Annotated in this window: 13 protein-coding genes, 1 tRNA gene and 1 CRISPR repeat array; of the genes, 7 read left to right on the top strand and 7 right to left on the bottom strand. The window is 53.2% G+C overall.

Translation table 11 applies throughout. From position 1 onward, the window contains the following. Positions 1 to 146 precede the first annotated feature (146 nt). The gene (locus tag LZP73_RS09900; protein ID WP_169564478.1) at positions 147 to 413 is read left to right on the top strand and encodes an Lpp/OprI family alanine-zipper lipoprotein; all 267 of its coding nucleotides are present in this window, start codon (positions 147 to 149) and stop codon (positions 411 to 413) included. Between the two features lie 164 nt (positions 414 to 577). Here the strand turns inward: LZP73_RS09900 and LZP73_RS09895 are convergent, their stop codons facing one another. From LZP73_RS09895 to folB, 4 genes are all read right to left on the bottom strand, one after another. Beyond that, positions 578 to 1,414 carry a putative RNA methyltransferase gene (locus tag LZP73_RS09895; protein WP_234234705.1) on the bottom strand — a complete coding sequence of 279 codons (837 nt, stop codon included), beginning with the start codon at positions 1,412 to 1,414 and terminating at the stop codon, positions 578 to 580. Positions 1,415 to 1,479: 65 nt separating this feature from the next. Further along, the gene (locus LZP73_RS09890) at positions 1,480 to 2,280 is read right to left on the bottom strand and encodes an undecaprenyl-diphosphate phosphatase (protein ID WP_234234703.1); all 801 of its coding nucleotides are present in this window, start codon (positions 2,278 to 2,280) and stop codon (positions 1,480 to 1,482) included. Between the two features lie 20 nt (positions 2,281 to 2,300). Then, positions 2,301 to 2,804, bottom strand: a complete 504-nt coding sequence (folK, locus tag LZP73_RS09885) for a 2-amino-4-hydroxy-6-hydroxymethyldihydropteridine diphosphokinase (protein ID WP_234234701.1) — start codon at positions 2,802 to 2,804, stop codon at positions 2,301 to 2,303. A gap of 33 nt (positions 2,805 to 2,837) precedes the next feature. Then, a complete protein-coding gene (folB, locus tag LZP73_RS09880; RefSeq protein WP_169564474.1) occupies positions 2,838 to 3,188 on the bottom strand; it encodes a dihydroneopterin aldolase in 351 nt (116 codons plus the stop codon). 261 nt (positions 3,189 to 3,449) lie between these two features. On the opposite strand from folB, the gene plsY reads away from it, so the two are divergent. Then, the gene (plsY, locus tag LZP73_RS09875; RefSeq protein ID WP_425313963.1) at positions 3,450 to 4,055 is read left to right on the top strand and encodes a glycerol-3-phosphate 1-O-acyltransferase PlsY; all 606 of its coding nucleotides are present in this window, start codon (positions 3,450 to 3,452) and stop codon (positions 4,053 to 4,055) included. A 114-nt stretch (positions 4,056 to 4,169) separates the two neighbouring features. On the opposite strand, the gene tsaD is transcribed toward plsY, so the two are convergent. Beyond that, the gene (gene tsaD, locus LZP73_RS09870) at positions 4,170 to 5,186 is read right to left on the bottom strand and encodes a tRNA (adenosine(37)-N6)-threonylcarbamoyltransferase complex transferase subunit TsaD (protein WP_169564472.1); all 1,017 of its coding nucleotides are present in this window, start codon (positions 5,184 to 5,186) and stop codon (positions 4,170 to 4,172) included. Between the two features lie 215 nt (positions 5,187 to 5,401). Between tsaD and rpsU the strand changes: the two genes are divergently transcribed. The 5 genes from rpsU (at position 5,402) to LZP73_RS09845 (ending at position 10,141) form a co-directional block, all read left to right on the top strand. After that, the gene (gene rpsU, locus LZP73_RS09865; RefSeq protein ID WP_006080725.1) at positions 5,402 to 5,617 is read left to right on the top strand and encodes a 30S ribosomal protein S21; all 216 of its coding nucleotides are present in this window, start codon (positions 5,402 to 5,404) and stop codon (positions 5,615 to 5,617) included. A 6-nt stretch (positions 5,618 to 5,623) separates the two neighbouring features. Beyond that, positions 5,624 to 6,067 (top strand): GatB/YqeY domain-containing protein, encoded by a 444-nt coding sequence (locus tag LZP73_RS09860; RefSeq protein WP_169564471.1) that lies wholly within the window; start codon positions 5,624 to 5,626, stop codon positions 6,065 to 6,067. An 82-nt stretch (positions 6,068 to 6,149) separates the two neighbouring features. After that, entirely contained in the window at positions 6,150 to 7,874 is a 1,725-nt protein-coding gene (gene dnaG, locus LZP73_RS09855; RefSeq protein ID WP_169564470.1) for a DNA primase, read from the top strand. 134 nt (positions 7,875 to 8,008) lie between these two features. Continuing rightward, entirely contained in the window at positions 8,009 to 9,844 is a 1,836-nt protein-coding gene (rpoD, locus tag LZP73_RS09850; protein ID WP_234234699.1) for an RNA polymerase sigma factor RpoD, read from the top strand. Between the two features lie 220 nt (positions 9,845 to 10,064). After that, a tRNA-Ile gene (locus tag LZP73_RS09845) sits at positions 10,065 to 10,141 on the top strand. A 455-nt stretch (positions 10,142 to 10,596) separates the two neighbouring features. After that, a CRISPR array of direct repeats spans positions 10,597 to 16,506; the repeat unit is 28 nt; unit sequence TTTCTGAGCCGCCTATGTGGCGGTGAAC. A 146-nt stretch (positions 16,507 to 16,652) separates the two neighbouring features. Here LZP73_RS09845 and cas6f read toward each other — a convergent pair. Both cas6f and csy3 read right to left on the bottom strand, forming a co-directional pair. Further along, complete coding sequence (gene cas6f / locus LZP73_RS09840; protein ID WP_234234698.1) at positions 16,653 to 17,309, bottom strand: type I-F CRISPR-associated endoribonuclease Cas6/Csy4; 657 nt, start codon at positions 17,307 to 17,309, stop codon at positions 16,653 to 16,655. An 11-nt stretch (positions 17,310 to 17,320) separates the two neighbouring features. Beyond that, a complete protein-coding gene (gene csy3, locus LZP73_RS09835) occupies positions 17,321 to 18,328 on the bottom strand; it encodes a type I-F CRISPR-associated protein Csy3 (protein WP_234234696.1) in 1,008 nt (335 codons plus the stop codon). Between the last annotated feature and the right edge of the window lie 5 nt (positions 18,329 to 18,333).

Raw genomic sequence — 18,333 nt, 5'->3', positions numbered from 1 at the left:
GGATGAATATTCGTTAAGGTAAATAAGCGCAAGCATTAATATTCGTAGTAAATTACATTGGCTATGGCATAATTTGCCGGTTTCAGTTGCCCTGAGTACGAGTAACTGAGGCATCCAAATCCAACCTATTTTAAGGGATTTCCAAAATGAACAAAAAAGTACTGATGATTGCTGGTCTAGCAATGACTGCCCTGCTAGGTGGCTGTGCAAACACTACTGCGCTGGAAGAAAGCGTTGCTAACCTGGGTAACAAAGTTGATCAATTGTCAGCTGAAGTCGGCTCTCTGAAATCAGAGCAAAGCAAAATGTCTGCAGACGTTAGAGATGCAAAAGCAGCCTCTATGGACGCACAGGCAGAAGCTAAGCGCGCCAACGACCGTCTGGACAACATGGCTTCTTCTTACAAGAAGTAATAGTTGTCGAGATAACCTATCCAAGATAGGTTAAGCGAACAGGCTCCGAGTGACATGCCGAGCGATGGCATGCTTATCGGAGCCTTTATTTTTTCAGCGCCCATGGCGCCCTGCCCTTTGAAGCTTCCCGCATCCTTGCCCAGGCACGACTGTTCAAATAACCGTCATTCGGCCTTGCGTGCCGTCACCAGCATGAAGTCTATCTCCAAACCATGCCAGTCCGCCTGTTGGATCTCATGGCGCAACTTGTCGCCGGCCCGCCAGGCATAGGGGGTCATGTCCAACAGGGTCAGGACCTGCTCGCCGCTGAGATCCAGGTTGAAACTCACTCTGTCGCAGTCGGTTAGCGTCAGACCATTGGGCAGGTTGGCACCGAAGGGCTTCTCGGATAGTTCAGGGTAAATACGCTGCTTGAGCTGCCATAGATGCCGTGGTCCCGGCGTCACCATCAGCAGCATGCCATCGGCTTTGAGGGTGCGCAGACATTCCTTCCCCTTCAGCGGCTTTTCTATCAGGGTGATGAGATCCAGGCTGTTGTCGGCCAAGGGCAACTTCTTGCCTGTGCCCAGGATCAGCATCCCCGGGGTCTTGGCCTTGGCGGCGGCAAAGATCGCATTTTCGGCGTCGGCAATCCCCAGCTGCACCGAGGGCAAGGCGCCACCCGAGCGCTCCAGCTCGGCATCCAGTGCCCGCAGATAGAAGCCTTCACCGCAATCCAGATCCAGGTGGCTCATCTCGCTCCGGCCGGCGCAGGCCGCACCCACTATGCCGGCCAGGCGCGCGACCATGGGGGCGAAGATGCCTGTCTCCAACAGGAAACGCCTGGCGCGGATCTGCTGGCGCGAGTCGCCCGTGGGCTTCTGTTTCGAGGGTTTGACGAATACCCAGTAGCCTTGCTCACTGAGATCGAAGTGGTGTTTATTCTGGCAATAAAACCCTTGGGATGCCTGGTGTTGCAGCAGCGGCTGAGCACACACGGGACATTGGAAATCTAGCTTCATCGGCATTCCTTAAGATAAAAAAAATCGGGTACCGGACCCGATTTTCATTGGGTTAACGGTCCGTCTCAGAGGAAGATGAACCCGCAGAGCAGGGCACCCAGCGCCAGGCGATAGAGTACGAAAGGCATCATCCCCATACGGCTGATGATCTTCAAAAAGTAGTGGATACAGGCGTAGGCGGCCACAAAAGACACCAGAATGCCCAGTGACATGGCGTGATAATCTATGGCCTGGCCACTCTCGGCCAGATCTTTGCCCACCAACATGGCGGCCCCCAGGCTGACAGGCACGGACATGAGGAAGGAAAAGCGTGCCGCCGCTTCCCGGGTCAGTCCCAGCATGAGCGCCGCTGTCATGGTGGCGCCGGAGCGGGAGGTGCCTGGGATCAGGGCCATAGCCTGGGCGAAGCCTATCATGAGCGCCTTCTTCCAGCCGGACTGGTACTCACTCAACTCATGCCGGGACATCTTATCCGCCCACCAAAGCAAGAGGCCGAACACCACGGTAGTGACGGCTATCACCCCGGCGCTGCGCAGGTGGGTGGCGATGAAGTCTTTGGCGGCGAAGCCGAAGAAGACCGCCGGCAGGGTCGCCAGAATGATCCACCAGGCTAGCTTACTCTCGTCACATAACCGACGTTTGACCAGGCTGGTGATCCAGGCCTTGGCCATGGTGAGCAGCTCATGCCTGAAGTAGAGCACCACGGCCAGCAGGGACCCGGTATTGACCGCGACATCGAAGGATAAGCCCTGATCCTCCCAGCCCAAAAGCTGTGCCGGCAAGATCAGATGCGCCGAACTGGAAATGGGTAAAAACTCGGTCAGCCCCTGGATCAGGGCCAATATGATGACTTGAATACTATCCATGGTTATCCTATCGGGAAAAGTTATACAGAGAGCCCGGCTGGCCAGGCGAATGGCACGGGCCATAATTTTTGCGCGTCTTTATCGTATTCTTGCCATAGCCGGCGGTAACTGAGTCCGGCCAGGGGGTGGACCAGCTCAGGCGCCACCTCGGCCAACGGCTGCAATACGAACGCATTCTTGACGATTTCGGCCCTGGGCAGCTCCACCGGGGATTGGCACACCAGATCATCGTAAAGCAACAGGTCGAGATCTAAGGTGCGGGGGCTGAATTTCTTGGCGCCGACGATGCGGCCGTGATTCTGCTCGATTTGTTTAAACAGCGCAACCACGGCGGCCACATCCAAGTGAGTGTCGGCCACGGCCACCATATTGAGGAAGTTGGTGCCATTGAAACCCACGGCTTCACTTTCATACACGGATGAGAGTCCCAGCCGACCTAAGTGGGCCTGCAATGCCAACAGTCCCTCGGCGATGTAACGCTGCGCTTCTATGTTGCTGCCCAGACTAATGTAAATACGTGCCATGTCTCATTCCTACCAACTTAAGCCGGGCGTCTATTATTGTCCACGCTCTATCTCGACACCAACGGCATCGGCATGGGGCACGGCGCCGGGCTTCATCACCCGCACCCTGACCCAGGGCACATTAAACTCCGTCATGACACAGTCGGCAACCATCTCGGCCACTGTTTCTATCAGCTCTATGGGTTTTTCTGTGATCAAGGCGGTCAAACGATTGGACACTGTCTCGTAGCAGAGCGCATGTTGATAATCATCATGGATCGCCGCCAGCTTGTTGTCCCAGGCCATGTCGAGATCCAGCAGCAGACTCTGGTGCAACTGCTTCTCCCACTCATAAATGCCTATTATGGTGTCGACCCTGAGTCGACGTATCAAAACCTTATCCATAGCGCCTCCAAATCATCCAGACACTCGGGTCTGATAAGCTAAAACTGTTAACGCCAGTATAATCGCCGCCAATCTGAGATATTCGGTCATAGCCCTTTCTACTCGCGGCAATCCGAAGTAGGATAACGGCTAACGGAACAGAAGCTGCCAAAGTTCTCATTCCAATCAACGCCATCACATTGACGCGATGGCTTATGCTGGAGCCATATTCTTGATGTGGCGCGATAATACCTTAAGACGCGTAAGGAAACCAATTTGAGCATGATTTTACTGACCTTACTGATGCTGGTAGCCGCCTATCTGGCCGGCTCTGTTTCCAGCGCGGTTCTGGTCTGCCGGCTGCGCGGCTTGCCCGATCCCCGAACCCAAGGTTCGGGTAATCCGGGGGCGACCAATGTGCTCCGAATTGGCGGCGCCAGCTCGGCGGTCATGGTGTTGTTGTTCGACATGCTCAAAGGGGCCGTGCCCACCTATATCGCCTACCGCCTGGGTGTCGATGCCGTCGCCCTGGGGTTGATCGCCATCGCCGCCTGCCTGGGGCACATATACCCTATCTTCTTCGGCTTCAAAGGCGGCAAGGGCGTCGCTACCGCCTTCGGTGCCATGGCGCCCATAGGTGACGATCTGGCGCTATGCCTGCTGGCATCCTGGGTAGTGCTGGTGCTCATCAGTCGCTACTCCTCGCTGGCGGCGATCCTTACCGCCCTGCTGGCGCCCCTGTATACCTGGTGGCTCGACGACAGATTCACCATTCCGGTCGCCATGCTCTCGACCCTGATCATCATTCGCCACAAGGACAATATTCAGCGGCTGCTCAGGGGAGAAGAGAGCAAGATGTCACGCAAGAAACACTCCACCTCGAAATGAGCCGTTGAAATACTGATGCAATACTGATGCAATACTGATGCAATGCCGCATTGAATAAAAAACCGTGCCATGGCACGGTTTTTTATTCTCTTAAGCGAGCGCATCGACCCGGGATTAATCCAGCGCGGCCAGGGTATCCAGCGGCCATCTCGGCTGGCCCTTCACCGCCAAATCCTCCTGCTGCCCTGCCCGCAATCTTTGCAGACCGGCGTAGGCGATCATGGCGCCGTTGTCGGTACAGAACTCCCCTCTGGGGTAATAGACACGGCCACCTATGCCGGCCATCATCTCAGCCAGACTCTCGCGCAACCGGGTGTTGGCACTCACGCCACCGGCGATCACCAGGCGTTTATAACCGGTTAACTTCAGCGCCCGGCGACACTTGATCGCCAGGGTATCGACCACGGCCTCTTCGAAGGCACGGGCTATGTTGGCACGGGTCTGCTCGTCATCCGGCTCGGCGGCTATGGTGTTGGCGGCGAAGGTCTTCAGGCCGGAGAAGCTGAAATCCAGCCCTGGCCTGTCGGTCATGGGGCGCGGGAACTTGTAACCGACACTCTCGCCCTTGGCGGCGAGCTTAGCCAGGCGCGGTCCACCCGGGTAATCCAGCCCCATCAGCTTGGCCGTCTTGTCGAAGGCCTCACCGGCGGCGTCGTCGATAGACTCCCCCAGCACCTGATACTTGCCTATGCCTTCGACATTCACCAGCATGGAATGGCCACCGGACACCAGCAGAGCGACGAAGGGGAACTCGGGCGCATCTTCTTCCAGCATGGGGGCCAGCAGATGGCCTTCCATATGATGCACCCCTATCGCCGGCTTGCCCCAGGCGAAGGCCAGCGAGCGGCCGACACACGCCCCCACCAACAGGGCGCCTATGAGGCCGGGGCCCTTGGTATAGGCTATGCCGTCTATGTCATCCGGAGTGGAGCCGGCCTCGGCCAGCGCCTGCCGGATCAAGGGAATAATCTTACGCACATGATCGCGGGAAGCCAGCTCAGGCACCACGCCACCATAGTCGGCGTGCAACTTTACCTGACTGTACAAGGCATGGGACAAGAGCCCCTGCTGGTCGTCATACACGGCGATGCCCGTCTCATCACAAGATGTTTCAATACCTAGAACCCGCATGCTGCCTCATAGTCATATCATTAATGGGCGCTGATTCTACCCTTTGATGCACTATTACTCCAGTTGTTGCGACCACAAGCTAAACTAAGCCCAGGGCCTGTTCTGCTTTAGGGGTTTACAAGAGGTAGGCTCTCGGTATAGAATTTCGCACCATTTTAAATACACTTGGTTCGAGCAATTGAACCAGACAACCTACACCTAAGGGGTGATGGCGTATGCCAATTATTAAAGTACGTGAAAACGAACCATTCGACGTAGCTCTGCGTCGTTTCAAGCGCTCTTGTGAAAAAGCTGGTATCTTAGCCGACGTGCGTGCTCGTGAATTCTACGAGAAGCCAACTACTGCCCGTAAGCGCGCTAAAGCTGCTGCAGTTAAACGTCTTGCGAAGAAGCTTTCTCGCGAAAACGCACGTCGCGTACGTTTATACTAATCCGTTATGAGCCTAATTGATCAGCTAAAAGACCATATGAAACAAGCCATGATCGCCAAAGAGAAGGCGAGATTGGGAACTATTCGTATGGCATTAGCCGCCATTAAACAGATTGAAGTGGATACCCGCGAATCTCTGTCCGATGAGCAGGTGCTAGCTGTCTTAACCAAAATGGTGAAACAGCGTCGCGATTCCATTGCTCAATTTGAAGCAGCGGGTCGCAACGACTTGGCCGAGGCCGAAGCAGCAGAGATTCAAGTCATTGAAGCTTTCCTGCCTACCCCTCTGACTGAAGCAGAAGTGGCAGACATTTTGGATGCCACTATTGCCGAAGTAGGCGCTTCTACCATGGCGGACATGGGCAAAGTAATGGGAGCATTGAAACCTAAGGTGCAAGGACGTGCAGACATGGCAGCCATAGGCGCCATGATACGTGCTAAACTGCAATAATTAGGCGTTCAGTGTATGAACAAGCCGTGCGTATGCGCGGCTTGTTTGTTTAAATTCGCGCACAGCGAGATTTTAAGCATTAATGGCAATACCTCGTGATTTTATCAATGAGCTCATCGCTCGCACCGACATAGTCGAACTTATCGATCGCAAGGTGCCCCTGAAAAAGGCGGGTAAGAATTACTCTGCCTGTTGTCCTTTTCATAACGAAAAATCACCTTCATTTACTGTTAGCCAAGACAAACAATTTTACCATTGCTTCGGTTGTGGCGCCCACGGCAACGCCATCGACTTCGTGATGGAATACGACAGACTCGAGTTTGTCGATGCGATTGAAGATTTAGCCGGTCAGCTGGGGCTGGATGTCCCGCGGGAGCAAGGCACGGGCAAGCGCCATGATAATGGCCTGAGCCGCGACCTCTACCAGCTGATGGACGAAGCCAATCTCTATTACCAGAGCCAGCTTAGGCAGCATACGGATAAGCAGAAGGTCATAGATTACCTCGAGTTTCGTGGCTTATCCGCCGAAGTCATAGCCCATTTCGGCATAGGCTTCGCGCCCGATGGCTGGGATGGCCTGCTGGGGCGTTATCGCCAGAATCAGGAAGCCCAGGATAAGCTGCTCACCGCCGGTATGTTGATCAGCAACGACAGCGGCAAACGCTACGACAGGTTTCGTGACAGGCTCATGTTTCCCATCCGCGACAGACGCGGGCGGGTCGTAGGCTTCGGTGGCCGGGTACTGGGGGATGGCACCCCCAAATACTTGAACTCGCCGGAAACGCCCATATTTCATAAGGGTAATGAGCTCTATGGCCTGTATGAAGTCAGGCAGCGGCATAAAGATCCGCAGAAGATCCTGATAGTCGAAGGCTATATGGATGTGGTGGCCCTCGCCCAGTTTGGCGTCGACTATGCCGTCGCCTCCCTGGGGACCTCGACCACCGCGGAGCAATTCCAATTGCTGCTGCGCAATGCCAAGGAAGTCGTCTGTTGTTACGACGGTGACAGGGCGGGTAAGGAAGCCGCCTGGCGCGCGCTGGAAACCGCCCTGCCGCTGTTGAAGCCGGGCGACCAGGTCAGTTTCATGTTCTTGCCCGAGGGCGAGGATCCAGATTCCATGGTGCGCCAGACGGGAAAGGCGGCCTTCGAAGCCATGACGGATCAGGCCCAGGCCCTGCCGACATTTTTGTTCGACACCCTGGCCAGCAAATATGGCACAGACAAGGGCACGCTCGCCAAGCAAGCCATTGCCTTGATAGAGAAAATACAGGACAGCGTGTTACAGAACCTGTTGCTGGAAAACCTGGCACATAAGCTGGGAATGAACGGCGCGGACGATCTTAAGAAAAAAATGGGCTTTCGGGTCAAACCGGCAAACCCATTGAACGCCGCAGGCCTCAAGGGACGGGGTACCCCATTGCGACTCGCCATCGCCTTGCTGGTACAACATCCGCAATTGGGAGTGGCCTTACCGCCGCAGCCTGCCTTAAGCCATATACAGATGCCAGGCATTGAAGTGCTGACACTGTTATTGGATATGACTCGAGAGCAAGCCTTAAACAGCGCACAACTACTTGAACAATTCAGAGACCATAAACATTTGGGAACACTGAAGAAATTAGCCCAATGGGACCATCAAGTGGCGGATGAAAACTTGCTCGAAAAGTTTAAGCAAACCCTGATCTGGCTGAACAATCAGTACATTGAGCAACGCTATCAGGAATTGAGTCTGAAACAGACCCATACTAAAGAAGAGAAGAGACAGCTGCTGAAGCTTATCTCGATCATGAAGGGCCTTGCCTGAGACGAAAATGTCTCGGCAATAAGCACTTGGACTAGCACACACATGTGCGCACGGCTATAATTGACGATTTGCGCGGCATCCGGCGAAGCCTGATTGCCCATCGTTGTAACAGTTACCCAACTTGGATGATATCTATGGATCATACTCCGCAGTCGCAACTCAAACTGTTGCTCGCCAAAGGTAAAGAGCAAGGTTATTTAACCTATGCAGAAGTGAATGACCACTTACCTGCAGATATGGTCGATTCCGACCAGATCGAAGATATTATCCAGATGATAAATGACATGGGTATCAGGGTGTTCGAAGAAGCCCCTGATGCCGATGACATGATGATGTCGGAAGACAACACAGACGAAGATGCTGCCGAAGAAGCCGCCGCCGCCCTGGCGACGGTAGAAAGCGAGCTGGGCCGCACCACAGATCCCGTGCGTATGTATATGCGCGAAATGGGCACTGTCGAGCTGCTGACCCGTGAAGGCGAAATTGTTATCGCCAAGCGTATCGAAGAAGGCATCAACACGGTTCAGAGTTCGGTGGCCGAATACCCGCAGGCGATCGCCATGATCCTCGAGCAGTTCGACCAGTTCGAAGCCGAAGAACTGCGCCTGACCGACATCATCTCTGGATTTGTCAATCCCGATGAAGAAGATGTGGCTCCCACTGCGACCCACATAGGCTCAGAGTTATCCGACGAAGATCTCGACGACGAAGACGATGATGACGAGGATGATGAGGAAGAGGAAGAGGAAGGCGCCAAGGGACCGGATCCTGAAGAAGCCAGGGAAAAATTTGCCCAACTCAGAACCGCCTATGAGCATGCGCTGAAAGTGATCGAGGCCAAGGGCCGCGAACACCCGGAAGCCGTCGGCGCCCTGTTCGTTATAGGTGAAATCTTCAAAGAATTCCGTTTGGTACCCAAGCAATTCGACCGCCTGGTCAAGAGCATGCGCACCATGATGGACCGCGTACGGGTACAGGAACGCCTGATCCTCAAGCTATGCGTCGAACAAGCCAAGATGCCGAAGAAAAACTTCGTCAAGGCCTTCACGGGTAACGAAACCAGCCTCGACTGGTTCGACGCCGAGAAAGCCGGCACCAAGCCCTACGCCGAAGGCCTGAGAATGGTCGAAGACGACGTCATTCGCTGTCGCAGCAAACTGGCCGCCATCGAAGACGAGACAGGCCTGGTGATCGCCGGCATCAAGGACATCAACCGTCGCATGTCGATCGGTGAGGCCAAGGCACGCCGCGCCAAGAAAGAAATGGTCGAGGCCAACCTGCGTCTGGTCATTTCCATCGCCAAGAAATACACCAACCGCGGCCTGCAATTCCTGGATCTCATCCAGGAAGGCAACATAGGCCTGATGAAAGCGGTCGACAAATTCGAATACCGTCGCGGTTACAAGTTCTCGACCTATGCAACTTGGTGGATCCGTCAGGCGATTACCCGCTCTATCGCCGATCAGGCACGTACCATACGTATTCCTGTGCATATGATAGAGACGATCAACAAGCTGAACCGTATCTCACGCCAGATGCTGCAGGAAATGGGCCGCGAGCCTTCGCCCGAAGAACTGGCCGAGCGCATGATGATGCCGGAAGACAAGATACGCAAGGTGCTGAAGATAGCCAAAGAGCCTATCTCCATGGAAACCCCGATCGGTGACGATGAAGATTCGCACTTGGGTGATTTCATCGAGGACACCACCCTCGAGTTGCCACTGGACAGCGCCACCAGCGAGAGCCTGAAAAACGCCACCCACGAAGTACTGGCAGGCCTCACCGCCCGTGAAGCCAAGGTGCTGAGGATGCGTTTCGGTATCGACATGAACACGGACCACACACTGGAAGAAGTCGGCAAGCAATTCGACGTCACCCGTGAGCGTATCCGTCAGATCGAAGCCAAGGCCCTGCGCAAACTGCGTCATCCTTCACGCTCAGAAATCCTCAAGTCGTTCCTCGACGAATAGGTTTCGGCCGGCGTAAAACCCAAAGCCCTGCCAACGTGCAGGGCTTTTTTGTCAGTGCAAACAGGGACAAACAACGAAAACTGCCCACAAAACAGCTAATTTGCTCAACAGATAAGCAATCGGAACGTTTGAAGTGAATTCTCTGCAAAACACGGGTGACAAGCCCAAATAAACTTCGTATACTTCACCCCGCTTTCGACAGTGACGACTGTCTTAAGTCGGCCCCTTAGCTCAGTTGGTTAGAGCATACGACTCATAATCGTCAGGTCCCCAGTTCGAGTCTGGGAGGGGCCACCATCAGATTCAACGAAAAAGCCTGCGCAAGCAGGCTTTTTTGTGTCTGCAATTCCACAGTCGATATCCCTGCTCTACAAGTTTCACGTTATTTGCCCCCTCTCCCAGAAAGCCGGCATCAGCGATGCCTCTCAGTCTCAGCTCATCCCCGTGGGCTCGGGGAACACGCTTTAGCGACTTCTTTGGCGTGTTCGACATTAGGTTCATCCCCGTGGGCTCGGGGAGCGCAATTATACACATCCATGCCATATCCCCTATTCCGGTTCATCCCCGTGGGCACGGGGAACGCAGGCCCAGGTGATTGATGATGATCCTGGCTAGCGGTTCATCCCCGTGGGCACGGGGAACGCTCGGAGCGGCTAAACTGCTCGGCGAACCCCATCGATTCATCCCCGTGAGCACGGGGAATGCTTGGCGGCAGTGAACACGCTGAGCAAGAATTCAAGGTTTACTTTGGTTTTCTGAGCTGCCTGTGCGGCAGTGAACCGCTGCAGAACTACCGCAGCCAGTTGCTGCGTTTTCTGAGCTGCCTGTGCGGCAGTGAACTTTTCCCCTCAGTCTTTAATGTGAGTCCGTAATTTCTGAGCTGCCTGTGCGGCAGTGAACGCTGAGCGTCTTGATCTTATTGCCGCTGGACATTTCTGAGCTGCCTGTGCGGCAGTGAACTTAGGCATCTTAGGAAAGCGATACTCCTTAGATTTCTGAGCTGCCTGTGCGGCAGTGAACTAGTTATCTATTACGACTATGAGCCGAGTCTTTTTCTGAGCTGCCTGTGCGGCAGTGAACGGCCCCATTGAGGAAATACTTGCGCCGGAACATTTCTGAGCTGCCTGTGCGGCAGTGAACGCCACATCCAGCTTGGCCGCATCACCCATATTTTTCTGAGCTGCCTGTGCGGCAGTGAACGCATCCAGCTGCTCGGTCAGACTCTTGAAACGTTTCTGAGCTGCCTGTGCGGCAGTGAACATCGTCAACTCAGAGAAGGCCTACGCGCAGTATTTCTGAGCTGCCTGTGCGGCAGTGAACGGGGAGCTGTAAATGTCAGTGTTTAGTACGAATTTCTGAGCTGCCTGTGCGGCAGTGAACTGTCGCCATTTACGTTTGCCAGCTTTACTACTTTTCTGAGCTGCCAGTGCGGCAGTGAACATCAGCCGTATCTATCGCCGCGCCGGGATTAATTTCTGAGCTGCCTGTGCGGCAGTGAACTGGGTCAAGCGGTGTGGTCTTGACCTGTATAATTTCTGAGCTGCCTGTGCGGCAGTGAACACGGCGGTGTTTGCATCTACTGCGCCGTCAACTTTCTGAGCTGCCTGTGCGGCAGTGAACATGAATGAGATGCTTGGGACAGATGATGGGGATTTTCTGAGCTGCCTGTGCGGCAGTGAACAAGGGCGGGCAGTCTGAGCGACACGCCTTGATTTTCTGAGCTGCCTGTGCGGCAGTGAACTAATCAGGAGGCAGGAACTCAGCGTTCTCATATTTCTGAGCTGCCTGTGCGGCAGTGAACACAAGAGGTGGACATTGAGTCTGTGCTTGACATTTCTGAGCTGCCTGTGCGGCAGTGAACGCCGGCTCTCGACAACGGCCGGCTTTATGTATTTTCTGAGCTGCCTGTGCGGCAGTGAACGCGCTGGTACCGGGACAGGGCCGACACGGACATTTCTGAGCTGCCTGTGCGGCAGTGAACGGCAGGGCCCAGCCATGTTTGAAGGCCTTGATTTTCTGAGCTGCCTGTGCGGCAGTGAACTGAATATCATCAAACGTATGCTCTACCGTATATTTCTGAGCTGCCTGTGCGGCAGTGAACTCTGGACGGCCAAATAAAAATATCCGCCGTCCTTTCTGAGCTGCCTGTGCGGCAGTGAACCCGGTCGCAAATGCGACCATGATATGTCTAACTTTCTGAGCTGCCTGTGCGGCAGTGAACTTAGCGGCGGTAACGCAGGGTTAGCAGCGATATTTCTGAGCTGCCTGTGCGGCAGTGAACAAGTAAAGGAACTTCGATACGTGCTGGCAAGCTTTCTGAGCTGCCTGTGCGGCAGTGAACGGCCCACTTATCCTGAATTGCATCATCGAACATTTCTGAGCTGCCTGTGCGGCAGTGACCCCCCTGCTCATCAAGCACTTGCTCTTGCTGGTTTTCTGAGCTGCCTGTGCGGCAGTGAACGACATCCAGGTTGAGCAAATCGGACAGCGACATTTCTGAGCTGCCTGTGCGGCAGTGAACTTTGCATCTGTTGATTATTACGAAACGTGGAATTTCTGAGCTGCCTGTGCGGCAGTGAACCTGCTGCGCCTGCAGGCGGAGGCGGCGCAGTTTTTCTGAGCTGCCTGTGCGGCAGTGAACACCCGGTTCATATAAGTCCTCGTCTGCACTTTTTTCTGAGCTGCCTGTGCGGCAGTGAACTTGACGAGGATTGGCCTAATCCTGCATTTAGTTTTCTGAGCTGCCTGTGCGGCAGTGAACTATCCACAGTACCATCAAGCCTTTCATGCCATTTTCTGAGCTGCCTGTGCGGCAGTGAACCGGGGCCGTGCTGGCCGCAGGCGCGTGGTACTTTTCTGAGCTGCCTGTGCGGCAGTGAACGCCGATTACTTTGTTGCACGTGTTATCGACAATTTCTGAGCTGCCTGTGCGGCAGTGAACTCACCGATAAACCAGTCCTTGCCGTTCATATCTTTCTGAGCTGCCTGTGCGGCAGTGAACTTTTAGATTTTGCAGTGTCCATAATTACTATATTTCTGAGCTGCCTGTGCGGCAGTGAACGAGTAGAGTTTACATATCGCAGCAACGAATCATTTCTGAGCTGCCTGTGCGGCAGTGAACCACGTTGACAATTTTTAGCGTGTGCTGTTCGCTTTCTGAGCTGCCTGTGCGGCAGTGAACAGTTGGATGCCCCATCGTGCTGAGCTTGTTCATTTCTGAGCTGCCTGTGCGGCAGTGAACGAGTAGACACACGAAACAAATAAGCGGTATCTTTTCTGAGCTGCCTGTGCGGCAGTGAACTAGAACAGTTCGACGGTGATAACACTGGGCAATTTCTGAGCTGCCTGTGCGGCAGTGAACAAATCACCGTCTTTATTGAGTGATGCGGAAAATTTCTGAGCTGCCTGTGCGGCAGTGAACGTGTAGAGTTTACATATCGCAGCAACGAATCATTTCTGAGCTGCCTGTGCGGCAGTGAACATTATTCACTGCTACGGTGACTCTACTATGTGTTTCTGAGCTGCCTGTGCGGCAGTGAACGTAATTCAGCTCCAATCCAGTCACCGCCGACTATTTCTGAGCTGCCTGTGCGGCAGTGAACCTGGCTGCACAGATAACTAAAACTGACAATACTTTCTGAGCTGCCTGTGCGGCAGTGAACTCGTCGGTCATGTCGCCCGTCAAGGGGCGTATTTTCTGAGCTGCCTGTGCGGCAGTGAACGCGACCGGCTCAAATGTCAGAGTTAAAAATGTTTTCTGAGCTGCCTGTGCGGCAGTGAACCTATCCAAATCCTCGGCAGGCAGAAGGCCGGCTTTCTGAGCTGCCTGTGCGGCAGTGAACGAACGGGGCGGCACATACACTAATGGCGGCGATTTCTGAGCTGCCTGTGCGGCAGTGAACTTTGTTTCGGAGCTGGCGTGGCCCGCCATCTTTTTCTGAGCTGCCTATGTGGCGGTGAACATCTGATGAACCGACCAACTCCTGATTAAAGTTTTCTGAGCCGCCTATGTGGCGGTGAACTGACAAGGTTGTGCTCGAGTTCGTCACTAAGGTTTCTGAGCCGCCTATGTGGCGGTGAACCGTTTCGGCTATCAGACAGCAGAAACCATATTTTTCTGAGCCGCCTATGTGGCGGTGAACATATGCACAGCGAGCTTGACCACCCACTCCATTTTCTGAGCCGCCTATGTGGCGGTGAACTTTTTGGCACAGGGTAATGGACGCTCAAGATATTTCTGAGCCGCCTATGTGGCGGTGAACATAGCCAGCTTGGCCAGCGTGATCCTGAGGGATTTCTGAGCCGCCTATGTGGCGGTGAACATCTGGGACGGTATGAGTCTGTGTTTGTTTTCTTTCTGAGCCGCCTATGTGGCGGTGAACGCATTCATGGCCTCCAGGCTTTTTTCGGCTGATTTCTGAGCCGCCTATGTGGCGGTGAACTTAGTTGGCGGACCTGTTGGTGCTATCGTATTTTTCTGAGCCGCCTATGTGGCGGTGAACTTGTGCCACTGCCATAATTGTGGCCGGGATGATTTCTGAGCCGCCTATGTGGCGGTGAACCCCTTATTGCCTCAAACCAAGCTGGATGCTGATTTCTGAGCCGCCTATGTGGCGGTGAACACCATCAGCGTAATAGACCGTCACATCATTCGTTTCTGAGCCGCCTATGTGGCGGTGAACTCGTCGACCACATCGTTGAGATTGAAGACGGTTTTCTGAGCCGCCTATGTGGCGGTGAACAAATTTGGTCCCTCAGAGCGCGTCTCAGGGAGTTTCTGAGCCGCCTATGTGGCGGTGAACCATGACTGACACTCAGCCACAATTTCATCCTGTTTCTGAGCCGCCTATGTGGCGGTGAACTGTCAACGTCTATGGGGGGATTGTCCCTGGGATTTCTGAGCCGCCTATGTGGCGGTGAACTAATCAATAACTTATTGTGCGCAGTTAAGGAATTTCTGAGCCGCCTATGTGGCGGTGAACCCAGTTTGCACTTCGCTAGGAAGCAGGAGGGGTTTCTGAGCCGCCTATGTGGCGGTGAACCCAACAGAACAATCCAAAAACGTACTACCATTTTTCTGAGCCGCCTATGTGGCGGTGAACTGATAGCCGTCGCGCACGACCCAGAATTTTGATTTCTGAGCCGCCTATGTGGCGGTGAACTTTATCGGCATTAAACCTAGCCTTTCCTTAACTTTCTGAGCCGCCTATGTGGCGGTGAACTTGGACGTGATTCTGCTGGTGTGTGTTGGGTTTTTCTGAGCCGCCTATGTGGCGGTGAACCAGAATAACGGGGATAGCCACGTAATGGTTAATTTCTGAGCCGCCTATGTGGCGGTGAACTACAAGGGGGTGCGCGATGGAAAGTAAACCACTTTCTGAGCCGCCTATGTGGCGGTGAACCTGTACCTGGGTCTGTACCTGGGTCTGTACCTTTTCTGAGCCGCCTATGTGGCGGTGAACCGTGTTTTGCAAGTGCCCGCATCTCTACTAGCTTTCTGAGCCGCCTATGTGGCGGTGAACGATCAGCTACAAAACAGGCATCTCTTTGAAATTTTCTGAGCCGCCTATGTGGCGGTGAACTCAAGGACCCGCAGCAGACCGCCAAGTTGAAATTTCTGAGCCGCCTATGTGGCGGTGAACAACGCCTAGCTGCAATTACTAAAATTGGCTCATTTCTGAGCCGCCTATGTGGCGGTGAACATGCCCGGGTCACTCGATCCCCGGCCTGCGGTTTTCTGAGCCGCCTATGTGGCGGTGAACAATTGAAAGCCAGTCCAGCAAAGCTCCTTCAGTTTCTGAGCCGCCTATGTGGCGGTGAACTATACAGCAACAATGCAGCGCCACTCGATATCTTTCTGAGCCGCCTATGTGGCGGTGAACTCAAGCGCAACTGCATAGACGAACGCCACATATTTCTGAGCCGCCTATGTGGCGGTGAACGCCACAACCCATCATCAGTCGCCAGAATAACGTTTCTGAGCCGCCTATGTGGCGGTGAACTGTTCAGCGGATTATTGTTGCGGAGCCCTTTGTTTCTGAGCCGCCTATGTGGCGGTGAACTGGTTTCCCTTATGAGCTGCTTGGTATTACGATTTCTGAGCCGCCTATGTGGCGGTGAACTTTTAGCTGCGAATGGCAGCGGATCAGTTAGATTTCTGAGCCGCCTATGTGGCGGTGAACAGCTTTGGAAGCTCCCTGTGACCTTCGGTAATTTTCTGAGCCGCCTATGTGGCGGTGAACATCAAGAAAATAACGTGCTGCGGTGCGGTACTTTTCTGAGCCGCCTATGTGGCGGTGAACATCGGCGGTGAGTGTAATGGCCAGATAATCAATTTCTGAGCCGCCTATGTGGCGGTGAACTGGTTGCCCTGTCCATGGCTTCAGCCCTGAAGTTTCTGAGCCGCCTATGTGGCGGTGAACAAGGCATGGCAGTATTGAACGTGGTCACCAGATTTCTGAGCCGCCTATGTGGCGGTGAACTGGAGTGGGGCGCATGATTTTTCTTCGGACAGTTTCTGAGCCGCCTATGTGGCGGTGAACGGTAAGGTGGTGCGCTGTTATGGGGTAGATGATTTCTGAGCCGCCTATGTGGCGGTGAACTTACTGATGGTTGTACTCAGGTGCTATTGCAATTTCTGAGCCGCCTATGTGGCGGTGAACAGTAGACTATCAAAATAAAAATAAGTTACAACAAGCCGTTAGGTTAAAAGTCCTCATTTAACCTTATCAAAAACGGTTCGTTGTAACTCTATGTTTTTACGATTAATTTTTAAAGAGCGAAAATATAGGGTATTTCTACGGGCGGATCAGCCGTCAAACCAGGGGACGGCTGCCTGCGCATCGTCAGAACGTCGACTTAACCCGTAGCAGTTAAACAGCCAGGGATTGTCATCCGGTTCGGATACTTTTCGGCACTCGATAAAAAGTAAAAACTTTTTACGCTCCACGGGACTTAAGTGTTTGTCCGTCGAAAGACTGCGCAAATTGATATAAGGCAACATAGATTCGGTCTTGTAATTATCTATCGAGGCCAATAAACGCGCTTTCACTTCATCAACGACGAAGCCGTTTTTACGAGCTATATAAGCCGCTCGTGAATCGACACTTTCGCGCAGCTTGTCGGGCGATTTAAAGTGCCAACGCCTGAAGTAGGCATATTCGGTAATATTGCCGGGCACCGCTTTGATGCCCTTGATATGCACATAGTCTTCAAAACGAACCAGCCACTGCGCGACCTTTAAATCGGCAAGCCGCTGCTCGGTTTCGGCAAACAGCCTTAGCTTGTCGCCCAGCGGAAACGGCGTAGTGTCGTATTTGGGAAAGGCCAAGGCTATCGCAGAGTCTTTGTCGCTCACCTTATGCTCCACCAGCATCAGGTGGATCTGCAGGTACACCTTATGCCACAAAAAACCGAGGTTTATATCGGCATCTGGCAGCAAGGTGATATCAAGATAATATTTCATTGCGTTACCACCTAGCTTTCACCTTCACCAAATACGCCGCCTCTGACCAGCATAGCGACCACAAAGTGTTTTTCTTCAACACTTAACTGCGATGAACTTTCACTGCAGAGCCATTTCAACAACAAGGTTTTAAAGTCATTTTTACTCGATCGATACGCAACACCTCGTTGAGTTACTGAGCCATAAGCTTCTATCGCTATCGGCTTGCGGGTAATTTCAAACTCAGGGTACCAGTCATCAATGGTACGTAGCGCATTGCCTATTTTTTCACAGTGCATAGCAGCAACCCCATCTAGTGAGAATAGGTTTCGGCTTTTTTCTCCTTTCGCTATATTTAATACCATTTCCTGGGAGGGCCATACTCTTTGCGTATCGCCCAATTGGGCATAGGCTTCAATCTTAAGTGTCGGGCTTTTCTCACCTGTAAATCCAGTATTTATGAGTTGAGCAAGTTTATGAACATTAATGTCATCTGATGTAGTTACGTTTAGCGGGAAATCGTAAGAATTAAACTCTAACGGCTCATCCAAACTTTTGGCTGAGACTCGAACCATAATTTGATCGGCACCAACACGGTTTCGCCACAAGAAGCGCCCATTAGCTATGTTGTAGGCATATCTTTTTGCTAGCTCTTCTATTTCAGTTTTGACATAACCATCAACAACTTCGTTAAACCGACGCTCAAACTCCATCTTGTTACAGGCGGTCGGTGTATCAATACCCGAGACCACCCGCAGGCTAAAACTCAAACGCAGTGTATCTTGCCCATGTTTTAACGCAGCATCGTCTCCCCATGATAAATTGGATTCGGCTATTTGTTTTTGTAGCTCATTTTCATCATCCAATACCTCCTGTTTAAAGTTACTTTTTACCGCGCGATTGCGACGTTCAAATAACTCAATTGGCTGCCAATTTTTATCATTGTCAATATCCTGCCAATTTCCCGAGAACATCACGCCATCTGATGGCTCCAATTTTCGGTCGAATGCTAATACGGAAGGTAACGTTAATGTTGTCATGTTTC

The sequence above is a fragment of the Shewanella sp. AS16 genome, assembly GCF_021412365.1.
GTDB lineage: Bacteria > Pseudomonadota > Gammaproteobacteria > Enterobacterales > Shewanellaceae > Shewanella > Shewanella salipaludis.
This window is presented reverse-complemented; position numbering and strand designations above follow the sequence as displayed.